The 21,153-nt window shown below is 66.3% G+C and carries 16 protein-coding genes; 2 read left to right on the forward strand and 14 right to left on the reverse strand.

Annotated elements, in window-relative coordinates; all coding sequences use genetic code 11:
- The first annotated feature begins 202 nt into the window (after positions 1 to 202).
- Positions 203 to 688, forward strand: a complete 486-nt coding sequence (locus tag OVY01_RS17310; protein WP_267848806.1) for a DciA family protein — start codon at positions 203 to 205, stop codon at positions 686 to 688.
- A 122-nt stretch (positions 689 to 810) separates the two neighbouring features.
- Positions 811 to 1,122 carry a putative quinol monooxygenase gene (locus tag OVY01_RS17315; RefSeq protein ID WP_267848807.1) on the forward strand — a complete coding sequence of 104 codons (312 nt, stop codon included), beginning with the start codon at positions 811 to 813 and terminating at the stop codon, positions 1,120 to 1,122.
- A 93-nt stretch (positions 1,123 to 1,215) separates the two neighbouring features.
- On the opposite strand, the gene OVY01_RS17320 is transcribed toward OVY01_RS17315, so the two are convergent.
- From OVY01_RS17320 to mraY, 14 genes are all read right to left on the reverse strand, one after another.
- Positions 1,216 to 2,073: a glycosyltransferase gene (locus tag OVY01_RS17320; RefSeq protein ID WP_267848808.1), complete on the reverse strand. Its 858-nt coding sequence runs from the start codon at positions 2,071 to 2,073 to the stop codon at positions 1,216 to 1,218.
- A 127-nt stretch (positions 2,074 to 2,200) separates the two neighbouring features.
- Positions 2,201 to 3,694, reverse strand: a complete 1,494-nt coding sequence (locus OVY01_RS17325) for an efflux transporter outer membrane subunit (RefSeq protein WP_267848809.1) — start codon at positions 3,692 to 3,694, stop codon at positions 2,201 to 2,203.
- Positions 3,691 to 4,887 carry an efflux RND transporter periplasmic adaptor subunit gene (locus OVY01_RS17330; RefSeq protein ID WP_267848887.1) on the reverse strand — a complete coding sequence of 399 codons (1,197 nt, stop codon included), beginning with the start codon at positions 4,885 to 4,887 and terminating at the stop codon, positions 3,691 to 3,693. The genes OVY01_RS17325 and OVY01_RS17330 overlap by 4 nt, the downstream gene beginning before the upstream one ends.
- A gap of 257 nt (positions 4,888 to 5,144) precedes the next feature.
- A complete protein-coding gene (locus tag OVY01_RS17335; RefSeq protein ID WP_267848810.1) occupies positions 5,145 to 8,459 on the reverse strand; it encodes an efflux RND transporter permease subunit in 3,315 nt (1,104 codons plus the stop codon).
- A gap of 279 nt (positions 8,460 to 8,738) precedes the next feature.
- Positions 8,739 to 9,656 carry a UDP-3-O-acyl-N-acetylglucosamine deacetylase gene (lpxC, locus tag OVY01_RS17340; protein WP_267848811.1) on the reverse strand — a complete coding sequence of 306 codons (918 nt, stop codon included), beginning with the start codon at positions 9,654 to 9,656 and terminating at the stop codon, positions 8,739 to 8,741.
- A 298-nt stretch (positions 9,657 to 9,954) separates the two neighbouring features.
- The gene (gene ftsZ, locus OVY01_RS17345; RefSeq protein ID WP_267848812.1) at positions 9,955 to 11,145 is read right to left on the reverse strand and encodes a cell division protein FtsZ; all 1,191 of its coding nucleotides are present in this window, start codon (positions 11,143 to 11,145) and stop codon (positions 9,955 to 9,957) included.
- Between the two features lie 207 nt (positions 11,146 to 11,352).
- A complete protein-coding gene (ftsA, locus tag OVY01_RS17350) occupies positions 11,353 to 12,585 on the reverse strand; it encodes a cell division protein FtsA (RefSeq protein WP_267848813.1) in 1,233 nt (410 codons plus the stop codon).
- 15 nt (positions 12,586 to 12,600) lie between these two features.
- Entirely contained in the window at positions 12,601 to 13,359 is a 759-nt protein-coding gene (locus tag OVY01_RS17355) for a cell division protein FtsQ/DivIB (RefSeq protein WP_267848814.1), read from the reverse strand.
- 3 nt (positions 13,360 to 13,362) lie between these two features.
- A complete protein-coding gene (locus OVY01_RS17360; RefSeq protein ID WP_267848815.1) occupies positions 13,363 to 14,436 on the reverse strand; it encodes a D-alanine--D-alanine ligase in 1,074 nt (357 codons plus the stop codon).
- Positions 14,429 to 15,829 (reverse strand): UDP-N-acetylmuramate--L-alanine ligase, encoded by a 1,401-nt coding sequence (gene murC / locus OVY01_RS17365; RefSeq protein WP_267848816.1) that lies wholly within the window; start codon positions 15,827 to 15,829, stop codon positions 14,429 to 14,431. Before murC ends, OVY01_RS17360 begins: the two co-directional genes overlap by 8 nt.
- Entirely contained in the window at positions 15,826 to 17,004 is a 1,179-nt protein-coding gene (locus OVY01_RS17370) for a UDP-N-acetylglucosamine--N-acetylmuramyl-(pentapeptide) pyrophosphoryl-undecaprenol N-acetylglucosamine transferase (protein ID WP_432422276.1), read from the reverse strand. Before OVY01_RS17370 ends, murC begins: the two co-directional genes overlap by 4 nt.
- A gap of 41 nt (positions 17,005 to 17,045) precedes the next feature.
- Complete coding sequence (gene ftsW / locus OVY01_RS17375; RefSeq protein WP_267848817.1) at positions 17,046 to 18,311, reverse strand: putative lipid II flippase FtsW; 1,266 nt, start codon at positions 18,309 to 18,311, stop codon at positions 17,046 to 17,048.
- A complete protein-coding gene (murD, locus tag OVY01_RS17380; RefSeq protein WP_267848889.1) occupies positions 18,308 to 19,954 on the reverse strand; it encodes a UDP-N-acetylmuramoyl-L-alanine--D-glutamate ligase in 1,647 nt (548 codons plus the stop codon). The genes ftsW and murD overlap by 4 nt, the downstream gene beginning before the upstream one ends.
- A gap of 22 nt (positions 19,955 to 19,976) precedes the next feature.
- Positions 19,977 to 21,146, reverse strand: coding sequence for a phospho-N-acetylmuramoyl-pentapeptide-transferase (mraY, locus tag OVY01_RS17385; protein WP_267848818.1), 1,170 nt, complete (start codon positions 21,144 to 21,146; stop codon positions 19,977 to 19,979).
- Positions 21,147 to 21,153: the final 7 nt, after the last annotated feature.

Genomic DNA, 21,153 nt, shown 5'->3' on the forward strand with positions numbered 1-21,153 from the left:
GCGACCTTTCGGGCGTCTGTGGGCTCGTAAGAGAATTGGGCATTTTATCACGCGCGCCTCGTCTCATCGGTCTGCTCGGTGGTATCTTAGTCCATTGGGCCGAGCCGGTTGCGTTCACGCATCGGCCGGTGGCGGGCGACGCGCCCGCGCCAGGCGCGGTCGCGCGCGCCTCCCCATGTCCCGGTTTCGTTCCCACTTGCCGATGAATCGTCCTTTCCCGCCCGCTTCGCCGCGTCGCAAGCCCCGTTCGGGGCGCGGCTACGCGACCCCCATCGTCGAAGCCCTCGCCTCGAACGACGCGTTTGCGCATCTGCGGGAGGGCGTCGCCCGCCTGCGTTCGCTGGAGAAAGACCTGGGCGCCTGCCTGCCCGACTACCTGCGCACCAACGTGGCCGCCGCGTCGGCCAGCGACGGCGTGCTGACCCTGCTGACGCCGCACAGCGCGCTGGCGGCGCGCCTGCGACACCTGGAACCGAAGCTCGTCGGTTTCCTGCGCACCCGCGGCTGGGCGGTGGATATCGTCAAGGTGCGCATCCGGCCTCTCGCGCCCGTGCCGGCCGTGCCGCCGAAAACCGCCCGGCTGAGCGCCACGGGGCTCGCCTGCCTCGACGCGTTGCGCGCGGGCCTGGAACCCTCGCCGCTGCGGGATTCGCTGGAAAAAATGGTCGGCCGGCACCAGCGCGGGTAATACCGGTCAATGCCGTTCCAGCGTCGTTCGGCAAGGCGGACCGGCTGGTCCCGGCAGTTTTCGCCGCGAGGGTTCAGAATGGAGCGATCGGGCGCCATCGCCCCGTTCACAGGAACACTGAAATGACTACCGCACTCACCGTCGTTGCGATCATGGTGGCCAAGCCCGGCCAGGAGCAGGCCCTGAAGGATCTGCTGACGTCCGCACTCCCCAAATTCCAGGCCGAGCCCGGCTGCCAGGCGTACACGCTGCTGACCGACCTCGAAAAACCGGCGCGCTTCGTCACCTACGAAACATGGGATGACGAAGCCGCGCTGCAGGGCCACATGCAGGCGCCGACGATGACCGAAGCCGCACCGTTGATGAAGGACATCCTGGGCGAGCCGATGCAGCAGTTCCGGCTGAATACGCTGCCGGGCAGCACGACGGTGTAACTGCGCCACGCGGGGAGCACGTGGTCGACGGCGCGGCTGAAGCCGAAAGCGCCGTCCCTGTCCCCGGCACCATGGCGTGCGGTTGCAACGGCGTCAGGTATACGCGTCCCTGTCGCGCCACATCGCCTGGTAGTTATTGGTGCCGAGGCCGGTTCCGCTCCAGTCGCCGGCATGGCGGCGGGGGCGAACGGCGACGACCGTCCTGTCGTCCTCCCGGGCGATGAAGGGCAAATCCACGTCCAGGCTTGGCGCTTCATGCACGCCTCGGTACTGGTCCTCGGGAAGCATCCTGCGCCACCGATCCGTCGCCGCCGCGGCGCATGCATGACCGAGCACGCGCGGCCCCGTCACATCGACCGGATCGTCTCCGTAGTAACGCCGGTGACAATGCGCGACGATCCTCTCGATGGTCAGCGCCAGTTCCGCCCTCCCGGGCAGCGACCAGATCAGACTGTTGGACACCGTGCTGACGGTTTTACGCCAGCGCCAGGCCTGATTGAAGATGCCGAAACCATAGCGCGCCGATATCTCCCATGGCCGCTCGTGCCGCAGCATGATGTCGCTGTACAGACCGCCCTGCGCGAACAGGATGCAAAGCCGCCCCAGGTCCGACTTGTACGCGTAGGGTTTCAACGTGTCGAATGCCTGCAGAACATCCCTATCGAAGTCCCGCGCGATCAGGGTGCGCACCGCGTCGCCGCTCCAGAGCGTCTGTCGCGCCGTCGGATAGACCTGTCCGAGGGACGCCATACAAGCATCGATCCGATCGGGCAAGCGGTGCGGCAGCGAGAACCCGTCGACGATCAGGATCTGATGAATGCGATCGATCGGATGCACGCCCTCGGCGCCGGAGGCGGCACCGGCCGTTTGCGCGGCCGCCCAGGGCAGACGCAGCGTGGTGCCCGCGGCGAGGCCGTAACCGATGGTCTTGACGAATTGCCTACGCGACACGAAAGTCCTCCCTGCACGCCGTTTGCTTTCGAAAGCGTAGCGTGTCCGGAGGAACTCATGACAGGACAGGACGCAATCCGCGCTCGCCGGACGCATCGGCGGCCCCCTGGCCGGTGACGCCGTGACGTCAGCCGGAGACGGTCGGACGACCGATCGCCGCAGGCACGGCGGACGCGGCGGACGCGGCAGGCACGGCAGGCACGGCAGGCGCGTCATTCCAGCCGCCCCCCAGCGCCTTGACCAGGTACACGACCAATCCCGCCTGCTGTCCCTGAATCTGAATTTCCTGCCGCTGGCTGCTCAGCAGCTGCTCCTGCGCGCTGATGACATCGAGGTAGGCCACCAGACCGCCGGAATAACGATCGTTCGCCAGGCTCAGCAGTTTCTCTGCATCGGTGGAAGCGATGTGGGCCTGCATCACGGCGCCATCCAGCACCGAGAGGCCGGTTATCCCATCCTGCACTTCCTGGAAGGCGGTCAGCACGGTCTGACGGTAAGTGGCCTGCACCGCCACGTAATCCTGCTGGGCGAACGCCACGCCCGCGCGCCGCTTGCCGCCGTCGAACACGACTTCGCCGAGCGAACTGCCGACCGACCACAGCAATGACGGCGCGGACAGCATCGAGGCGAACCGCGTGCTTTCCCAGCCGATCGTGGGCGACAGCGTCAGGTCGGGAAAATACGCGGTGCGCGCGACGCCGATCCGGGCGTTGGCCTGCGCCATCGCCCGTTCCGCCGAGGCGACATCCGGGCGTCTTTGCAGCAGCGCGCTGGGCACTCCGAGGGCGATGCGCGGCACCGGCAGCGGCGCGACCCGGGTGGCGAGCGAGAAGACCGGCGCGGGCACGCCGATGAACGCGGCGATCGCATGCTCGTATTGCGCGCGCTGGCGCGTCAACAATTGCGCCTGCGTGCGGCTGGCGTCCAGTTGCGAACGCTGCTGCATGACGTCCAGCCCGGAGACGGCACCCAGGTCGTGCTGCGTCAGCACGTAATCCAGCGCCCGCTGCTGCAAGGTCAGCGACCGCTGGACGATGTCGATTTCGTCATCGAGCTCGCGCAGCGAAAAGTAGGTGCTGGCCAGGTTCGCCGTCAGCACCAGCCGGGCGTTGGCCAGATCGTCATCCGCCTGATCGACTGCCGCGCGCGCGCCCTCCAGCGTACGGCGCACGCGCCCGAACAGATCGACTTCGTAGCTGACGCCCGCCTCCAGCGTGATGTCGTTCTGCACGGTCGATTGACTCGGCGTGCTGTAGCGCTGCACCGGCCGCTGACCGGAGATTTTTTCCCGCGCCAGACCGCTGTTGAGCGTGACCTGCGGAAAGATCGCCGAGGTGGCCGCGTCGAGCGAGGAGCGCGCTTCGGCATAATGCGCGCTCGCGGACTGCAACGATTGGTTGCCGGTCAACAGGCGCTGTTCCAGATCGTTCAGCACCGCGTCGTCGAACACCTGCCACCAGTCGAGCGACAGCGGCGCATGCGAGGGGGCGGCCGCCTGCCAGTATGCGTCCGTGCGCCACTGCGCCGGGGTGTCCACCGCGGGGCGCTTGTAGTCGGGTCCGACCGTGCACGCCGTCAGCAACGCCGCGCACAGAACGAGGCTGCCATGCAGACGCTTCATGTCGCGGCCTTCTGCGACGCGCTCGCCGGCTGCGTGGCGGACGCCTTCGGCGCCGCCTTGGGGGGCGCGATCGTCACGGCATCGCCTTCCGCCAGGGCGTCGCCCGGGTTCACGATGATGCGATCGGACGCGGTAATGCCGTTATCGATCTCCAGCGTTTTGCCGGTGTCCTGGGCGATGACCACCGGCAGCAGGTGCACATGGTTGTCCGCGCCCACGGTCGCCAGACGGGGTCCTTCGGCGCGAAACAGCAGGGTATTGCCCGGCACGATCCAGCGTCCTCCCGAGGCGCGCGGCAGGGTGACCTGCACGTAGGCGCCCGGCAGCAGGAGGCCGTCGTGGTTGGGCAGCGTGATTTCGATCTGCAGCGACCGGGTCGGCACGTCGATGGCGGCCGACGTGTGCGTGATCGCCCCGGAAAAGGTTTTACCCGGTAGCTCGGCCTGCCGCACCGTCACCTGCTGCCCGAGCGCCACGTTGGTGGAATAGGCCTGCGGTACCGAAACATACACGCGCAACGGGTCCGATTGCGCGAGCACGAACATCGCGCGCGTGGTGCCATTTCCCGCAGCGATCAGGTCGCCGACATCGATATTGCGTTGCGTCACCACGCCGGTAAACGGCGCGAGGATACGCTTGAAGGCGCGCAACTGCGCGAGTCGCTGAACGTTGGCATCCGCCGCCGCCTCGTTGGCCCGGGCTTGCTGATAGCTGCCCGTCCGGTCGTCGAGTTCCTGCTGCGAGACGGCGTCGCGCTGCCGCAGTTGCTGCGAACGGTCGGCGGACGTCTTCGCCAGGGCCAGCGCCGACGTGGTCTGTTGACGCTGCGCGACCGCCTGTGCCCATTCCTGATCGACCTCCGGCGTGTCGAGCAGCGCCAGCAACTGACCCTTCACCACGCGCGCGCCAATGTCGGCGTACCAATGCACGACATAGCCATTGGCGCGCGCGTAAATCGGCGACTCGACGTTCCCGCGCAAGGTGGCGGGCAGCACCACGTCGCCCTCGCCGCCCTGCCGGGTCGCGTGCACCACGGTGACGAATTGCTGGCTATTCTGCTGACTGACCTTTTCGGTCCGATGACGGCTGCGCAAATTGGCATAGATCGTCCAGGCCGCGCCGATCAGCAAAATCACCAGCACCACCAGGCCAATGCGCTTGGCGCGACGGCGCACCAAGGCACGCGGCGGCATGGGCCGCGAGACATGCGGGGCAGCGTCCTTTTTCCCGGACTCATCGGTCTTGCCGGACTCATCGGTCTTGCCGGACTCATCGGTCTTGCCGGACTCATCGGTCTTGCCGGACTCATCGGTCTTGCCGGACTCATCGGTCTTGCCGGACTCATCGGTCTTGCCACGCCCGTCGGTCTTCCCGGGCGCCGGGTTCGGCGTTCGTTCCGGAACGTCCTTGCCTTCCTCGCCTTGCGGCGGCCCGGCCTGCGGTGTCTCGCTCATGTCGAATCTCGTGTCGATGCGGCCGCGCCCGGGGGCGGTGCGTCGCGCTTGTCTTCCTGCTTGTCTTGTTGCTTGTCTTGTTGCTTGTCTTGTTGCTTGTCTTCTTGCTTGCCGTCAGCTTCGTGACCGTGCCCGGCCTCGCGCCGCGCCGCGCGCTTCGCGAGACGGCTATGCACGCCGGCAAAGACCAGCGGTACGAACAGCAGCGTCGATACGGTGGCCAGCAGCAGGCCACCGATCACCGCACGCCCCAGTGGCGCGTTCTGTTCCGCGCCCTCGCCCAGACCCAGCGCCATCGGCACCATGCCGATGATCATCGCGGTCGCGGTCATGAGGACCGGACGAATCCGGGTGGCTCCCGCTTCCAGCGCGGCGGCCAGCGGGGCGGCGCCGCCCTCCAGGCGCTGCCGGGCGAACGCCACCACCAGGATGCTGTTGGCGGTGGCCACTCCGACGGTCATGATCGCGCCGGTCAGGGCCGGCACGCTCAGGTGCGTGCGGGTCAGGAACAGCATCCAGGCAATCCCCGCCAAAGCTGCGGGCAGGCCGCTGATGATGACCAGCGGATCGAGCCAGGATTGGAAATTGATGACCATGATCAGGTACACGAGCACGATGGCCATCGCCACACCCAGGCCCAGCCCCACGAACGACGACTGCATCGTCGCCACCTGACCGAGCAGATTGATTTCCGTACCCTTCGGCAAAGACTTGCGCGCCTGCGCGACGATCCGCTGGATGTCGCTGGCGACGCTGCCCAGATCGCGTTCCTCGACGCTGACGTAGACGTCGATCGACGGCTGGATATTGTAGTGATTGACGACCGCGGGCTGAACGGCTGGCCGTACCTGCACCAGGTTGCCCAACAATTGCGGCACCCCGCCCGATGGGCCGGACACCGGTGTACGCAGCAGATCGTCGAGGCTCTGTACCTGATATTGCGGTGTCTGCACCGACACCGGGTACTCGACGCCATTGTCCGGACTCAACCAGAAGGACGGCGTCGTCTGCGAACTTCCCGACAACGAAATCAGCACTTCCTGGGTAACGTTCTGCGCGCTCAGTCCCAATTGCTGCAAGCGGCTGCGATTCATCTGCAGCGTCAACATCGGTGCGTCCACGCGTTGCTGGATATGGGTATCCACAGTGCCGCGCAGCTGCGCGATCTGCTTCATCAACGTGCTGGCGACCTTGAAATTCGCCTGTTGATCCTTGCCGCGTACCTGCAGGTCGACCGCGGCCGGCTGGCCGAAATTCAGGATCTGCGTGACGATGTCGGCCGGCTGGAAGAAGAATTCGACGCCCGGGAACCGCTGCGGCAGCACCCGACGCAGCGTGTCGATATAGCCGGCGGAGGGATGATGGTCCGCCGTCAACGCGATCTGGATCTCGCCATCGAGCGAGCCGATGGTGCCGGCGTTGCTGTAGGACAGATTGATGCCGCTGTTCGGCAGCCCGAGGTTGTCGACGATCGTGTCGATTTCACTGGCAGGCAGCGTCTGGCGTACCACTTTCTCGACCTCGTCCGCCAGACGCGCGGTTTCCTCGATGCGGTAGCCGGTGGGCGCGCGCATGTGCAGCCGGATCTGACCGGCGTCGACGCTCGGGAAAAAATCGCGGCCGAGCACGAATACCAGCAGCGAGGACAGCAGGCAGAAACCCAGGAAGGCGCCCGCGTAAAACCGTCGGCGCACCAGCATCGTACTCAGCAGCACGATGTAGTTGCCGCGCACCTTCTCGAAAAGTTCGTCGAACCGGTGGTACAGCCGGCCGAACAGCGAGCCCGACGACTTTGGCGTCCCCGCCGCGCCGGAATGCGCGGATGCCGGAGGCTGATCCTTCAGCAGCATCAGCGCCAGGGTCGGCACCAGGGTGCGCGACAGCAGGTAGGAAGCCAGCATGGCGAAGACCACCGCCTCCGCCAGCGGCACGAAAAGATAACGCGCCACGCCGGTGAGGAAGAACATGGGCACGAAGACGATGCAGATGCACAGCGTGGACACCAGGGCCGGGATGGCGATCTCGCCGGCACCGTTGCGAATCGCATCGTAACGGGCCGCGCCCTCGTGCAGGTGGCGTTCGATGTTCTCGATCGTCACGGTGGCGTCGTCCACCAAAATGCCCACGGCCAGCGCCAGGCCACCCAGCGTCATGATGTTGATCGTCTGGCCCAACGCATGCAGCACGATCAACGACGACAGGATCGAGAGCGGGATCGACACCGCGATGATGATGGTGCTGCGCCAGTTTCCCAGGAACAACAGAATCAGCGCCGCGGTCAGCAGCGCGGCGATCAGCGCTTCGCGGACCAGTCCGGAAATAGATGCCTTGACAAAGATTGACTGGTCAAACAAAGGCGAAATCTTGATGCCCTGTTGCACTGTCTGCTGCAGACGCGGCAGCATCGCCTTCAAGGAACTGACAATGGCGAGCGTCGAGGCATTGCCGTTCTTCAGCACCGTGATCAGCACGCCGCGCTTGCCGTCCTGCCGGACGATATTGGTTTGCGGGATCGAACCGTCGCGCACGTGGGCGACCTCGCGCATGTAGGTGGTGGCGCCGTCGACCGTGCGAATGGGGATATCGTTCAGCTCGGCGATGGTCGCAGGCGATCCATTCATATTCACGATGAACTCCGTCTGTCCGAGTTTCGCGGTCCCGGTCGGCAGGATCAGATTCTGTGCATTGACGGCATTGACGACATCGAGGGGCGTCAGGCCCTTGGCAAGCAAGGCCCGCGTGTCCAGATCGACGGCGATGGCGCGCGTCTTGCCGCCATAGGGATAGGGCGAGGCCGCGCCCGGGATCGTCACGATCTGCGGCCGCAGAAAATTCAGCGCCGCGTCGCCGAGTTGCTGCTCGCTGACGTTCGACCCGGAAAGTCCGAGCTGGATGACCGGAATGCTCGAAGCGGAATAACTGATGACCAGCGGCGGCGTCGCCCCCGGCGGCATCTGCTTCAACTGGGCTTGCTCGTTCGCCACCGTCTGCGCGATCGCGGTCGGCAGCACCGCGTCCGGTTGGAGAAACAGCTTGATGATGGCGATGCCGGGCAACGACTGCGACTCGACATGCTCGATGTTGTTGACCGTCGTCGTGAGGCTGCGCTCGTTGACGGAGGTGATTCGGTCCGAGATGTCTTTCGCGGACAGCCCGTTGTAGGTCCAGATGACGCTGATGACCGGAATATCGATGTTCGGCAGCACGTCCGTGGGCGTGGTGAAGATCACGAACGGCGTTGCCATCAGGATCATCAAGGCCATCACGATGAACGTGTAGGGCCGTTTCAGCGCAATATCGACAATCCACATTGACGATGTTTCCGGAAGGCAAGGGACTTGCGGCTAGGACGGTCGCTTCGCACGGTGGTGCAGGGCCATCCTGCCTGCCGGAAACGTGCTACATCATAGCGTGCGCAGTAAAACGCGGTTGCCTATCCCGGCGTGCCGGAGCAGGGGAAATCTTACGAAATATCACAAAAAACCCGCGTGGAGGGCGCGGTAAAACAGGCGCAAAAAAAAGGCGCCGTTCAGGGCGCCTTTTTCATCATTCGTCAGCCGGTGCTTCCCGGCCCACGCCACGCGGGCTGCTCAGGCGAACACGCCCTGCACTTCCAGCCCGAAACCCTTGGGCGCCGTCTTCGCGTCCTCGAAGGTGACGAATTCGAACGCTTCCTCGTGGGCGAACATCTCGCGCAGCAGCAGGTTGTTGAGCCCGTGCCCGGACTTGTACGCGGTGTAGGCGCCGATCAGCGGGCTGCCTGCCACATACAGGTCGCCGATCGCGTCAAGGGTCTTGTGCTTGACGAACTCGTCCTCGTAGCGCAGACCGTCGGCGTTCAGGATGCGGTATTCGTCGAGAACGATGGCATTTTCCATGCTGCCGCCGCGCGCCAGCCCCAGTTCCCGCATCGCCTCGAATTCATAGGCGAAACCGAACGTACGGGCCCGGGCAATGTCGCGCGTGTAGGACGTTTCCGCGAAATCGACCTCCACTTCCTGTCCGGTCTTGTCGACCGCGGGATGATGGAAATCGATGGTGAATTTGAGTTTGAATCCGAAAAACGGTTCGAGGCGGGCGTACTTGTCGCCCTCCCGTACCTCGACCATCTTCTTGATTCGGATAAAACGTTTTGCCGCATTCTGTTCCTCGATCCCGGCCGACTGGATCAGGAACACAAAGGACGCCGCGCTGCCGTCCATGATCGGAATTTCCTCGGCCGTGATATCGACATAGAGATTGTCGATTCCCAGTCCGGCGCAGGCGGACATCAAATGTTCGATCGTCGATACGCGCGCCCCGTCCTTTTCCAGGACCGACGCCATGCGTGTTCCCCCAATGGCGTGTGCGCTCGCCGGGATATCCACCGCCGGTTCGAGATCGATACGCGAAAAGACAATGCCCGTACCGGGAGCAGCCGGACGCAAGGTCAGTTCGACCTTCCGCCCCGAGTGCAGACCAATCCCCACCGTCTTTACGATCGTCTTGATGGTGCGCTGCTTTAACATTGGATGAACTTTTTTAATAAACTTTACTGATTGATTTTCCCAATCACGCTCTTTTACTTCATAGCCCCCATTCTAACAAAGTCGCTTCCATTGCGGCTTTTCCATCTGTTGCCATGTGTTACTTTTTGATGACACGGCGGCCCGCCGGACCAGGGGAGGCTTCCTCGTCCGGCGTACCGTCGCTTTTATGACACATTACCGTTCCGCTCCTTGCCCGAGGCGCGTCGCGTTCCCCTTGTCAACGGCAGGTTTCGCCATTCCTGAAGGGCGACGTGATGAACGGCCGTGGTCAGTCATCTCAGTCCGCCTGCTTGCGCAGGAAGGCCGGGATGTCATAGGTGTCGACACCCTTCTCCTGCAGGGCCGCAACGTGCGACGCCGCGGTTTCACGCGTGTTGCGCCAGACGGCGGGCGTGTCGAGCGAGCCGTAGTCCGCCGTCGAGTGCGTCGTCGTCGGGTGGCTGCCCACCGACATCGGCGCATTGTCGGTACCGGTGCGCAGCAAGGTCATCGGCGCCTGGTGCGCCGCCTTCTTCGCGGTGCGACCCAGGCCGGTGGCGACCACCGTCACGCGCAGCGCATCGCCCATCGCGTCGTCGTACACCGTACCGAAGATCACCGTCGCGTCTTCCGCGGCGTAGCTCTTGATGGTGTTCATGACTTCGCGGGTTTCCGACAGGCGCAGCGACCGGCTGGCCGTGATGTTGACCAGCACGCCGCGCGCACCCGAGAGATCGACGCCTTCGAGCAGCGGACTGGCGACCGCCTGCTCCGCCGCCAGACGCGCGCGGTCGACGCCGGCCACCGTCGCGGTGCCCATCATCGCCTTGCCCTGCTCGCCCATCACCGTCTTGACGTCCTCGAAGTCGACGTTCACCAGACCGTCGACGTTGATGATCTCGGCAATCCCGGCGACCGCGTTGTGCAGAACGTCGTCCGCGCACTGGAAGCACTTGTCCATCTCGGCATCGTCGCCCATGACGTCGAACAGCTTGTCATTGAGCACGACGATCAGCGAATCGACGTTTTCCTCGAGTTGCTGCGAGCCGGCCTCGGCGACGCGCTTGCGCTTGCCGCCTTCGAATTCGAACGGCTTGGAGACGACACCCACCGTCAGGATGCCCATTTCCTTCGCGCATTGCGCCACCACGGGCGCCGCGCCCGTGCCGGTGCCGCCGCCCATGCCGGCGGTGATGAACACCATGTGCGCGCCGCGCAGCGCGTCGCAGATGCGCTCGCGCGCTTCCTCCGCGGCCGCCTGGCCCATTTCGGGCTTCGCGCCCGCGCCCAGCCCGGTCTTGCCCAGCTGGATCACGCTGGCCGCCTTCATCCGCGCCAGCGCCTGCGCGTCCGTATTCATGCAGACGAAATCGACGCCCTGGACGCCGCGGTCGATCATGTGCTGAACGGCATTGCCGCCCGCACCCCCCACGCCGACGACCTTGATCACCGTACCGTTGGTTTCGGTTTCCAGCATTTCGAATTCCATGTTTGCCTCCATCTCGATTAAGGATATGTCCTGATTCGGCGATCGGTCCGCGACCCCGCTCGGGCAAGCGAGGCCGCGAGCGCCGCCGCCGCGCGGCGCTAACTGCAGTATTACCGTATTGCCATGGCGCTTCCACTGCGTTTTTTTCGCGCACTGTCCGGTTTTGCTGCCGGCCCCGAAGGGACGGTCACCGCGCCGGGCGCCCGCTTAAAAATTGCCCACGAACCATTCTTTCATGCGTGTCCAGATCTGCCCCGCCGACCCGCTCTGCACGGCGACTTTCCGGCCGCGCGAGCGCTGCGCGTGCGCTTCGCGCAGCAGCCCCATCGCGGTCGCGTAACGCGGATTGCGTACCACGTCGGCCAGACCGCCGGAATACTCGGGCACGCCCACCCGTACCGGTTTCAGAAAGATGTCCTCGCCCAGCTCCACCATCCCGGGCATCATCGACGCGCCGCCTGTGAGGACGATACCCGAGGACAGAAGTTCCTCATACCCGGATTCACGTACCACCTGCTGAACCAGCGAGAACAGTTCCTCGACGCGCGGCTCGATCACGGCCGCCAGCGCCTGCCGCGACAGGGTCCGCGGCCCGCGCTCGCCGAGGCCCGGCACCTCGATCATTTCGTCGGGATCGGCGAGCGTCTGCTTGGCGATGCCGTGCGACACCTTGATGTCCTCGGCGTCGGGCGTCGGCGTGCGCAGGGCCATCGCGACGTCGCTGGTGATCTGGTCCCCGGCGATCGGAATCACCGCGGTATGGCGGATCGCGCCCTCGCTGAAGATCGCGATGTCGGTCGTGCCGCCGCCGATGTCGACCAGCACCACGCCCAGTTCGCGTTCGTCCTCGGTCAGCACCGCGAGACTTGATGCGAGCGGCTGCAGCACCAGGTCGTTGACCTCGAGCCCGCAGCGGCGCACGCACTTGACGATGTTCTGGGCGGCCGACACCGCGCCGGTCACGATGTGCACCTTCACCTCGAGCCGGATGCCGCTCATGCCGATCGGCTCGCGTACGTCCTCCTGCCCGTCGATGATGAACTCCTGCGTCAGGATGTGCAGGACCTGCTGATCCGTCGGGATATTGATCGCCTTCGCGGTCTCGATCACGCGCGCCACGTCGGCCTGCGTGACCTCCTTGTCCTTGATCGCCACCATGCCGCTCGAATTGAAGCTGCGGATGTGGCTGCCGGCGATGCCGGTGAACACATTCGTGATCTTGCAGTCGGCCATCAACTCGGCTTCCTCGAGCGCGCGCTGGATCGACTGCACCGTCGCCTCGATATTGACCACGACGCCCTTCTTCAGCCCCTTCGACTCGCTCTGGCCCAGTCCGATCACTTCGTAGCGCCCTTCGCCACGCAGCTCCCCGACGATCGCGACCACCTTGGCGGTACCGATATCGAGCGAGACCAACAGATCTTTGAAGTCTTTACTCATGGCGTGTGTATGAAGTCATTTGTTTCCCTTGCTTGCGCTCGGATCCTGGGTGAAGCGCATGCTTGCGGCCCGGATCGCCAGCCCGTTCGGATAGCGCAGGTCCGCATGCTCGATATTGTCCCCCCAACGCCTGACCACCTGTGGCCAGGCCTTGACGAGACGCATGCTGCGCTCGTCGAGCGTCTGCGCGGTACGCTCGCGGCCCAGATCGATCTCGAGCCCGCTGGTCAGGCGCACGGTCCACGCATAGCGCGCCGACAGCGATACCGCTTCCGGCGCGGCGCCCAGTGGCGCGAGCCACTTCTGGAAGTCATGGTACCGCTGCACGACCATCTTCTCGCTGCCGACGGGGCCGGAGAACTCGGGGATGTCGTCGTCGATCTCGGCCTGGTTCGCGGTGAACAGTTCGCCGTCGACGCTGACCAGCTGATTATCGCCCCAGGTCCCGAGCGGCCTGTACTCCTCGAGCGAGACCGCCAGGCCGTTCGGCCAGACGCGCCGCACGCTCGCCCGGCGCACCCACGGCATGGTTTCGAACGCGACGCGCGCCCGGTCCAGATCGACGGTGAAGTAATTGCCGCGCAGCGTGCCCACCACGTCGGCGCGAATCGTCGGCACATTGATGTGCGCGACGTCGCCCTCGACCTGGATCGCCCGCAGCGCGAACATCGGCCGCTCCGCCAGCCAATAGCCCGCCGCGCCCAGCAGGGCGAGCAGCGCCCCGGCCGAAAGCAGGCTGGCGGCGGCGTTGAGCTGGCGGACATTGTTCCACATGGATCAGGCATCCTCCAGCGTCAGCGACAGGACGTGCAGCACCAGGTCCTCGTAGGGGATGCCCACCGCGCGCGCCGCCTTCGGCGGCAACGAATGGTCGGTCATGCCGGGCGCCGTGTTGACTTCGAGGAAATACGGCCGACCCTCGGCGTCCATCATGAAATCCACCCGCCCCCAGCCCGTGCAGCCCAGCAGGCCGAACGCGCGCTCGGCCAGTTCGGCCAACTCGGCCTCGCGCGCCGCGCCCAGTCCGCTCGGAATCAGGTACTGCGTCGCGTCGGACAGATATTTGGCGTCGTAATCGTAGAACTCGCCGGCCGGCACGATGCGGATGATCGGCAGGCGCAGCCCGGTCGCGATCGCGATCGTGTATTCCCCGCCCATCGCGCCGCCGCCCTCGATGCTCTGCTCGACGATGACGATGCGGTCCGCGCGCGCCGCCGCGGCCAGCGCGGGCGCCAGTTCGCCGGCCTGCTTGACCTTGAAGACCGCGACGCTGGAACCTTCGCTCGCCGCTTTCACGAACAGCGGCAGACCCAGCCGGGTGACGATCGCGTCGGCGCGTTGCGCGTAATCCTCGCCCCGGTGCACGGTCTCGAACGGCGGCGTGGGAATGCCGGCCTGCTGCCACACCAGCTTGCTGCGGTATTTATCCATGCCGAGCGCCGAGCCGAGTACGCCCGGGCCGGTATAGCGGATACCGAGGAAATCGAGCGCGCCCTGCAGACGGCCGTCCTCGCCATAGCCGCCATGCAGCGCGTTGAAGACCCGCGCGAAGCCCTGCTCGCGCAGCGTGAACAGGGGCGTCTGCGACGGGTCGAACGGATGCGCGTCGACGCCCTTCGCGCGCAGCGCGGCCAGCACCAGCGCGCCGGATTTCAACGACACTTCGCGCTCCGCGCTCGTGCCGCCGAACAGCACCGCGACCTTGCCCAGCCGCGCGACGTGCGATGCGGCAGCCTGCGACAGCAACGCCACCTGCGCGGCGGCGCCCGGCGCGGCGGCGCCCGACGCGGCAGCGCCCGAAGCCGCCATCGGCGGGTCTTGCGGCAGGCCGGGGTTCACACTTTCATTCATGCTCTTGCACCACATCCTTTGCAATTTGCGACGGCACGCCGCCGATCGAACCCGCGCCCATCGTGATGACCACATCGCCATCGCGCGCCAGCAGGCCGATCGCCGCCGGCAACTCTCCCACCGTTTCGACGAAGACGGGCTCGACCTTGCCCGACACGCGCAACGCGCGCGCGAGCGCCCGGCCGTCGGCGGCGATGATCGGCGCCTCGCCCGCCGGATAGACCTCGGTCATCACGACCGCGTCGACCGTGGACAGCACCCGCACGAAATCCTCGAAGCAATCGCGCGTGCGGGTGTAGCGGTGCGGCTGGAACGCCAGCACCAGCCGGCGGCCCGGAAACGCGCCGCGCGCCGCGGCGACGGTCGCTTCCATCTCCACCGGATGATGGCCGTAGTCGTCGATCAGCGTGTAGCGTCCGCCATCCTGCGCGGGCACCTCGCCATAGCGCTGGAAACGCCGGCCGACGCCGGTGAAACCGGCCAGCGCGCTGCAGATCGCCGCGTCGGAGACTTCGAGCTCGGTGGCGATCGCGATGGCCGCGAGCGCATTCTGGACATTGTGCACGCCGGGCAGGTTCAACGCGACCTGCAACGGCGCGGCATCCTCCCGCAGCACCTTGAAATGCATCTGCTGACCCGCGGCGACGACGTCGACGGCACGCACCTGCGCGTCCGGCGACAGACCGTAACGGATGATCGGCTTGGACACGAACGGCAGGATCTCGCGCACGCTCGGGTCGTCCACGCACAGTACCGCGATGCCGTAGAACGGCAGGCGCTTGGTGAAATCGACGAACGCCTGCTTGAGCCGCGAAAAATCGTGGCCGTAGGTGTCCATGTGATCCGCGTCGATGTTCGTGACGACCTCGATCACCGGGAACAGGTTCAAAAACGACGCGTCCGATTCGTCCGCCTCGGCGACGATGAAATCGCCCGTGCCCAGCCGTGCGCTCGCGCCGGCGCTGTTCAGGCGCCCGCCGATCACGAAGGTGGGATCGAGCCCGCCCTCGCCCAGCACCGAGGCCACCAGGCTGGTGGTGGTGGTCTTGCCGTGCGTGCCGGCGATCGCGATGCCCTGCTTCAGACGCATCAGTTCGGCCAGCATGACCGCGCGCGGCACGACGGGGATGCGCCTGGCCCGGGCCGCCAGCACCTCGGGATTGCCCGAATGCACGGCGGTCGAGATGACCACGGCATTCGCGCCCTCGATATTGCTTGCCTCGTGGACATAGGCGATGCGCGCCCCGAGTCCGGCAAGGCGCTCGGTGGTGGGCGTCATCTGCAGGTCCGAACCGCTGACGTTGTAGCCCTGATTCAGCAGGACCTCGGCGATGCCGCTCATGCCGGAACCGCCGATGCCGACGAAATGGATGTTCTTGACGATATGCTTCATGCTGATTTCCTTGATGCCGCCGCGGCCGCCGCGCAGACGGCGGCGACCCGGTCGGTCGCGTCCGGCTTGGCGAGCGCGCGCGCTTTCCCGGCCATCGCCGCCAGGGTGTCGCGGTCCAGGCGCGCCAGCCAGGCCGTCAGGCGCCCGGTATCCAGATCGCGCTGCTGGATCACCTCCGCCGCGCCCTGGTCGGCGAGAAACGCCGCGTTGCTGGTCTGGTGATCGTCGACCGCGAACGGAAACGGCACGAACAGCGCCGCGACGCCGATCGCGGCGATTTCCGCCACCGTCATCGCGCCCGCGCGGCAGATCACCACGTCGGCCTGCGCATAGGCGCTGGCCATGTCGTCGATGAAAGGCACCAGTTCGACGCTTGGCGTGCTGCCCGTGCTTTCGGGACGTCCTGCGACAGGCGCGCCGTTGATCCTCGCGCCCGGCGTGCCCGCGTCCTTGTTCGTCCACAACCCCGCCGCCGCATAGTTCGCCCGCAACGCGTCGAGATGCTTCGCGCCCGCCTGGTGGAACACATGCGGGCGCTGGGCCGGCGGCAGCGCGGCCAGTGCGCGCGGCACGACCTCGTTCAATGCCGCCGCGCCGAGGCTGCCGCCCACTACCAGCAGGCGCAACGGCCCGCTGCGCCGCGCATAACGCTGCGCCGGCGGCGCGACGTCGATCACCGCGTCGCGGATCGGGTTGCCGGTCCATTCGGCATGCGGCAGGGCACCCGGGAATGCCACCAGCACACGGCTCGCGAGCTTCGCCAGCACCCGGTTCGCGAGTCCCGCGACCGAGTTCTGTTCGTGCAGCACCAGTGCGCGACGCGCCAGCACCGTCATCAGACCGGCGGGAAAGGTGATGTAGCCGCCCATGCCGAGCACGACGTCGGGCCGGACCCGGCGCAGCACGCGCACGCTGTCCGCGCAGGCGCGCGCCAGGTTGGCCGGCAGCATCAGCTGGGTACGCAGGCCCTTGCCGCGCAGGCCGCCAAAGCGCACGAATTCGATCGGGATGCCATGCTGCGCGACCAGTTTCGCCTCCATGCCGGTGGCGCTGCCCAGCCACAGCACGCGCCAGCCCGCGGCCTGCATCCGATGCGCGACCGCCAGACCCGGGAACACGTGTCCACCAGTGCCGCCGGCCATCACCAGCAGGGTGCCGGCCGGGGTGTCGGTCAGGATATCGGCGGGGGTGTCGGACGGCGCCGCGCGCGCAACGCTCACGTCTTGCCTCCCCGCATCATCAGCCGGTTCTCGAAATCCACGCGCAGGAGCACCGCGCAGGCGACGCAATTGAGCAGAATGCCGGAACCGCCATAGCTCACCAGCGGCAGCGTCAGGCCCTTGGTCGGCAGGATGCCGAGGTTCACGCCCATATTGATGAAGGCCTGCGCACCCATCCACAGGCCGATGCCCTTCGCCACCAGCGCCGAGAAGGTGCGATCCAGCGCCAGCGCCTGGCGGCCGATCTCGAACGAGCGGCGCACGAACCAGTAGAACATCAGGATCACGATCATCACGCCGACGAAACCGAGTTCCTCGCCGATCACCGCGAGAATGAAATCGGTATGCGCCTCGGGCAGATAGTTGAGCTTCTCCACGCTGTTGCCCAGCCCGACGCCGAACCACTCGCCGCGCCCGAAAGCGATCAGGGAATGGGTCAACTGATACGCCTTGCCCTGCGCGTACGCTTCGTTCCACGGGTCCAGATACGCGAAGATGCGCTCGCGCCGCCAGGGCGACGCCCAGATCAGCAGACTGAAGGTGCCGACCGCGGTCAGCACCAGCCCGCCGAACAACCGGCCGTTGACGCCTCCCAGGAACAGCACGCCCATCGCGATCGCCGCGACCACCAGAAAGGCGCCCATGTCGGGCTCCAGCAGCAGCAAGGCCCCGACCACGCCCACGGCAACGGCCATCGGCAAAAAGCCGCGGCCGAAGCTCTGCATGAACTCCTGCTTGCGCACCGTGTAGTTCGCCGCGTAGATCGTCACGGCCAGCTTCATGATCTCCGACGGCTGCATGTTCAGGATGCCGAGCGGGATCCAGCGGCGCGCGCCGTTCACCCCCTTGCCGACATGCGGGATCAGCACCATGATCAGCATGATCAGCGCGAGCACGAACAGCTTCGGCGCGAAGCGGTCCCAGGTCTTCATCGGGATGCGGAACGCCAGCAGGCCGCCGATCGTGCCGACCGCCAGCGAGAAGATATGCCGCAGCAGGAAGTGGCCGGGACTGTACGACGAATACTTCGGCGAATCGGGCATCGCGATCGACGCCGAATACACCATCACGAGGCCCAGACCCAACAGACCGATGATCACCCAGAGCAACGGCTGGTCGTATTCGAGCACGGTCGAGCGCTTGGGACGCACGCCGCTCACCGCGCTCGACAGGCCGCCGATCTCGCTCGCCGATACCGGGCTGTTGGGCATCGCTTCCTTGCGTCCCGACAACCGTGCCGTCAACCGCTCGATCAGACTCATAGCGTCACTCCCTGCTCGGCCGCGATCTCCGCGACACATTGCCGAAAAACGTCCGCGCGATGCGCGTAATTGCGAAACATGTCGAAGCTTGCGCAGGCGGGCGACAACAAGACCGTGTCGCCCGCCTGCGCGAGCCGCGCGGCGGCCGCGGTCGCGGCTTCCAGCGTCGGCTGGTCGTGCAGCGCCACGCCGCAGTCCGCCAGCGCCGCGCGCAGCAGCGGCGCGTCGCGCCCGATCAGCATCACCGCCTTGCACCAGCGCGTCACGCCCGGCGCGAGCGGCGCGAAATCCTGGCCCTTGCCGTCGCCGCCGGCGATCAGCACGATCGGCGCGGCCAGGCCGTCGAGCGCCGCCGCGGCGGCGCCGACATTCGTTGCCTTGCTGTCGTCGACATAATCGACGCCATCGAGCGTCGCCAAACATTCGACGCGATGCGGCTCGCCGCGATACTCGCGCAGCCCGTGCAGCAGCAGCGCGAGCGGCAGGCCGATCGCCCGGCACAACGCAAGCGCCGCGAGCGCATTGCTCGCGTTGTGCAGGCCGCGGATGCGCAGCGCGTCCACCGGCATCAGCGGCCGGACCTGCGTTTCCACCGCCGGCGCCGCGCGGCGCGTGCGCCGGCGCGAGGGTGTATCGCCTGTCGCGCCTGCCATGCCCGTATCGCGCTCGCTGCCGGGCGCGGCGGCGTCCTCGCCATCGGCGCGCACCGTCTGCGCCAGCCAGGCCAGACCGGCGTCGCGCGCGATGCCGAAATCGCCGGCCTGGACCGGCGCGTCGGTGCCGAAGCTGAGCGACGCCGGGCGGCCCGCGCCCGCCTTTACCAGCCAGGCGCTCGCGTGCGGATCGTCGCGATTGATCACCGCGCGTGTCGTCGGCCCGAAAATGCGCAGCTTCGCTGCCGCGTAAGCGTCGAAGCTGCCATGCCAGTCGAGATGGTCCTGCGTGATGTTCAGCACCACCGCGACGTCCGGCGCAAAATCCTGCGCGGTCTCGAGCTGAAAGCTCGACAGCTCCAGCACCCAGACCTGCGGCAGCGCATCCTGTTCGATCGCCGTCATCAGACGATCGAGCATCGACGGGCTGATGTTGCCGGCCACCGCGACGCTGCGCCCGGCGCGTGCGACCAGTTGCCCGGTCAGCGCGGTCGTCGTCGTCTTGCCGTTCGTGCCGGTGATCGCGATCACCTGCGCGGGCGCGACGCCGTCCGCCTTGCCGGTGCCGGTGCCGGTGCCGTCCACGGCATCATCGCCCGCGCCCGCGCCCGCCAGCACCGCATTGCGCGCCCGCAGCGCATGGCTGAAAAAGGCCAGTTCACCCCAGACCGGGATGTCCCTGCCGCGCGCCGCGTCGAGCAGGGGCGTGAGCGCGGGGTCGAGCGGCGAGAGGCCCGGGCTGATCGCCACGAGATCGATCGCGTCGTCGAGCAGCGCCGGCGGGAACGGCCCGTTCGGCGCGTCCGTCCCACCCGCGAATGCATGCGGGCCGCCCTCGAGCGCCAGCGCGGTCGCGAGGTTCGGCGGCGCCTGCCGCGAATCGGCCAGGCGCAGGGTGCAGCCGTGCAGCGCGCACCAGCGCGCCATCGCCAGCCCGGATTCGCCCAGGCCCAGCACCAGCACCCGCGGCCGGTCCGGTCCACCAAACAGCAAGGAACGATCGAATTCCATATCAGCGCAGTTTCAGGGTGGAGAGGCCGACGAGCACCAGCATCAGCGTGATGATCCAGAACCGCACGACGACCTGCGTTTCCTTCCACCCCGTCAGTTCGAAATGATGGTGCAGCGGCGCCATCTTGAAAATGCGCCGCCCCTCGCCGAAATACCGCTTCGAAACCTTGAACCAGACGACCTGCAGCACGACCGACACGGTTTCCGCGACGAACACGCCGCCCATGATGAACAGCACGATTTCCTGACGCACGATGACGGCGATCGTGCCGAGCGCGCCGCCCAGCGCCAACGCGCCGACGTCGCCCATGAAGACCTGCGCCGGATGCGTGTTGAACCAGAGAAAGGCCAGCCCCGCGCCGGACATCGCCGAGCAGAAGATCAACAGTTCGCCGGCGCCCGGGATGTGCGGAAACAGCAGATAGCGCGAATACACGGCGCTGCCCATCACGTAGGCGAACACGCCCAGCGCGCTGCCCACCAGCACGACCGGCATGATCACCAGGCCGTCGAGGCCGTCGGTCAGGTTGACCGCGTTGCTCGAACCGACGATCACCAGATAGGTCAGGGCCATGAAACCGAACAGGCCGAGCGGATAGGTCATCGCCTTGAGGAACGGCAGCAGCAGGTTCGCGCTTTCCGGCAGATCGGTCGGCAGGCCGTTGTGGCACCAGTTGACGATGACCTGGAACACATGCGCGTTGCTCGACTGCGAGATGCTGACCGCGAGATATACCGCCGCCACCAGCCCGATCAGCGATTGCCAGAAATATTTCTCGCGCGACGACATGCCGCGCGGGTCCTTGTGCACCACCTTGCGGTAGTCGTCCACCCAGCCCACCAGGCCGAAGCCGAAGGTCACCAGCATCACGATCCAGATGAAGCGGTTGCTCAGGTCCGCCCACAACAGCGTCGACACCGCGATGGCGAGCAGGATCAGCACGCCCCCCATGGTGGGCGTGCCGGTCTTCACCAGATGCGTTTGCGGCCCGTCCTTGCGCACGGCTTGCCCCATCTTCAACGCAGTCAGCTTGCGAATGACCGCCGGCCCCGAAACCAGGCCGATGACCAGCGCCGTGATGGTGGCCATCACGGCGCGAAACGTCAGGTAATTGATCACGCGCAAAAAGCTTGCTTCGTTCTGCAGCCATTGCGCCAACAACAAAAGCATCGAGAAA

This window comes from Robbsia betulipollinis, assembly GCF_026624755.1.
GTDB classification, from domain to species: Bacteria; Pseudomonadota; Gammaproteobacteria; order Burkholderiales; family Burkholderiaceae; genus Robbsia; species Robbsia betulipollinis.

What these genes read in the sequence shown, in the direction of transcription:
- OVY01_RS17310 (WP_267848806.1), top strand. Translation starts at nt 203, where the DNA reads ATGAATCGTCCTTTCCCGCCCGCTTCGCCGCGTCGCAAGCCCCGTTCG.
- OVY01_RS17315 (WP_267848807.1), top strand. Translation starts at nt 811, where the DNA reads ATGACTACCGCACTCACCGTCGTTGCGATCATGGTGGCCAAGCCCGGC.
- OVY01_RS17325 (WP_267848809.1), bottom strand. Translation starts at nt 3,694, where the DNA reads ATGAAGCGTCTGCATGGCAGCCTCGTTCTGTGCGCGGCGTTGCTGACG.
- OVY01_RS17330 (WP_267848887.1), bottom strand. Translation starts at nt 4,887, where the DNA reads ATGCCGCCGCGTGCCTTGGTGCGCCGTCGCGCCAAGCGCATTGGCCTG.
- OVY01_RS17335 (WP_267848810.1), bottom strand. Translation starts at nt 8,459, where the DNA reads ATGTGGATTGTCGATATTGCGCTGAAACGGCCCTACACGTTCATCGTG.
- lpxC (WP_267848811.1), bottom strand. Translation starts at nt 9,656, where the DNA reads ATGTTAAAGCAGCGCACCATCAAGACGATCGTAAAGACGGTGGGGATT.
- ftsZ (WP_267848812.1), bottom strand. Translation starts at nt 11,145, where the DNA reads ATGGAATTCGAAATGCTGGAAACCGAAACCAACGGTACGGTGATCAAG.
- ftsA (WP_267848813.1), bottom strand. Translation starts at nt 12,585, where the DNA reads ATGAGTAAAGACTTCAAAGATCTGTTGGTCTCGCTCGATATCGGTACC.
- OVY01_RS17355 (WP_267848814.1), bottom strand. Translation starts at nt 13,359, where the DNA reads ATGTGGAACAATGTCCGCCAGCTCAACGCCGCCGCCAGCCTGCTTTCG.
- OVY01_RS17360 (WP_267848815.1), bottom strand. Translation starts at nt 14,436, where the DNA reads ATGAATGAAAGTGTGAACCCCGGCCTGCCGCAAGACCCGCCGATGGCG.
- murC (WP_267848816.1), bottom strand. Translation starts at nt 15,829, where the DNA reads ATGAAGCATATCGTCAAGAACATCCATTTCGTCGGCATCGGCGGTTCC.
- ftsW (WP_267848817.1), bottom strand. Translation starts at nt 18,311, where the DNA reads ATGAGTCTGATCGAGCGGTTGACGGCACGGTTGTCGGGACGCAAGGAA.
- mraY (WP_267848818.1), bottom strand. Translation starts at nt 21,146, where the DNA reads ATGCTTTTGTTGTTGGCGCAATGGCTGCAGAACGAAGCAAGCTTTTTG.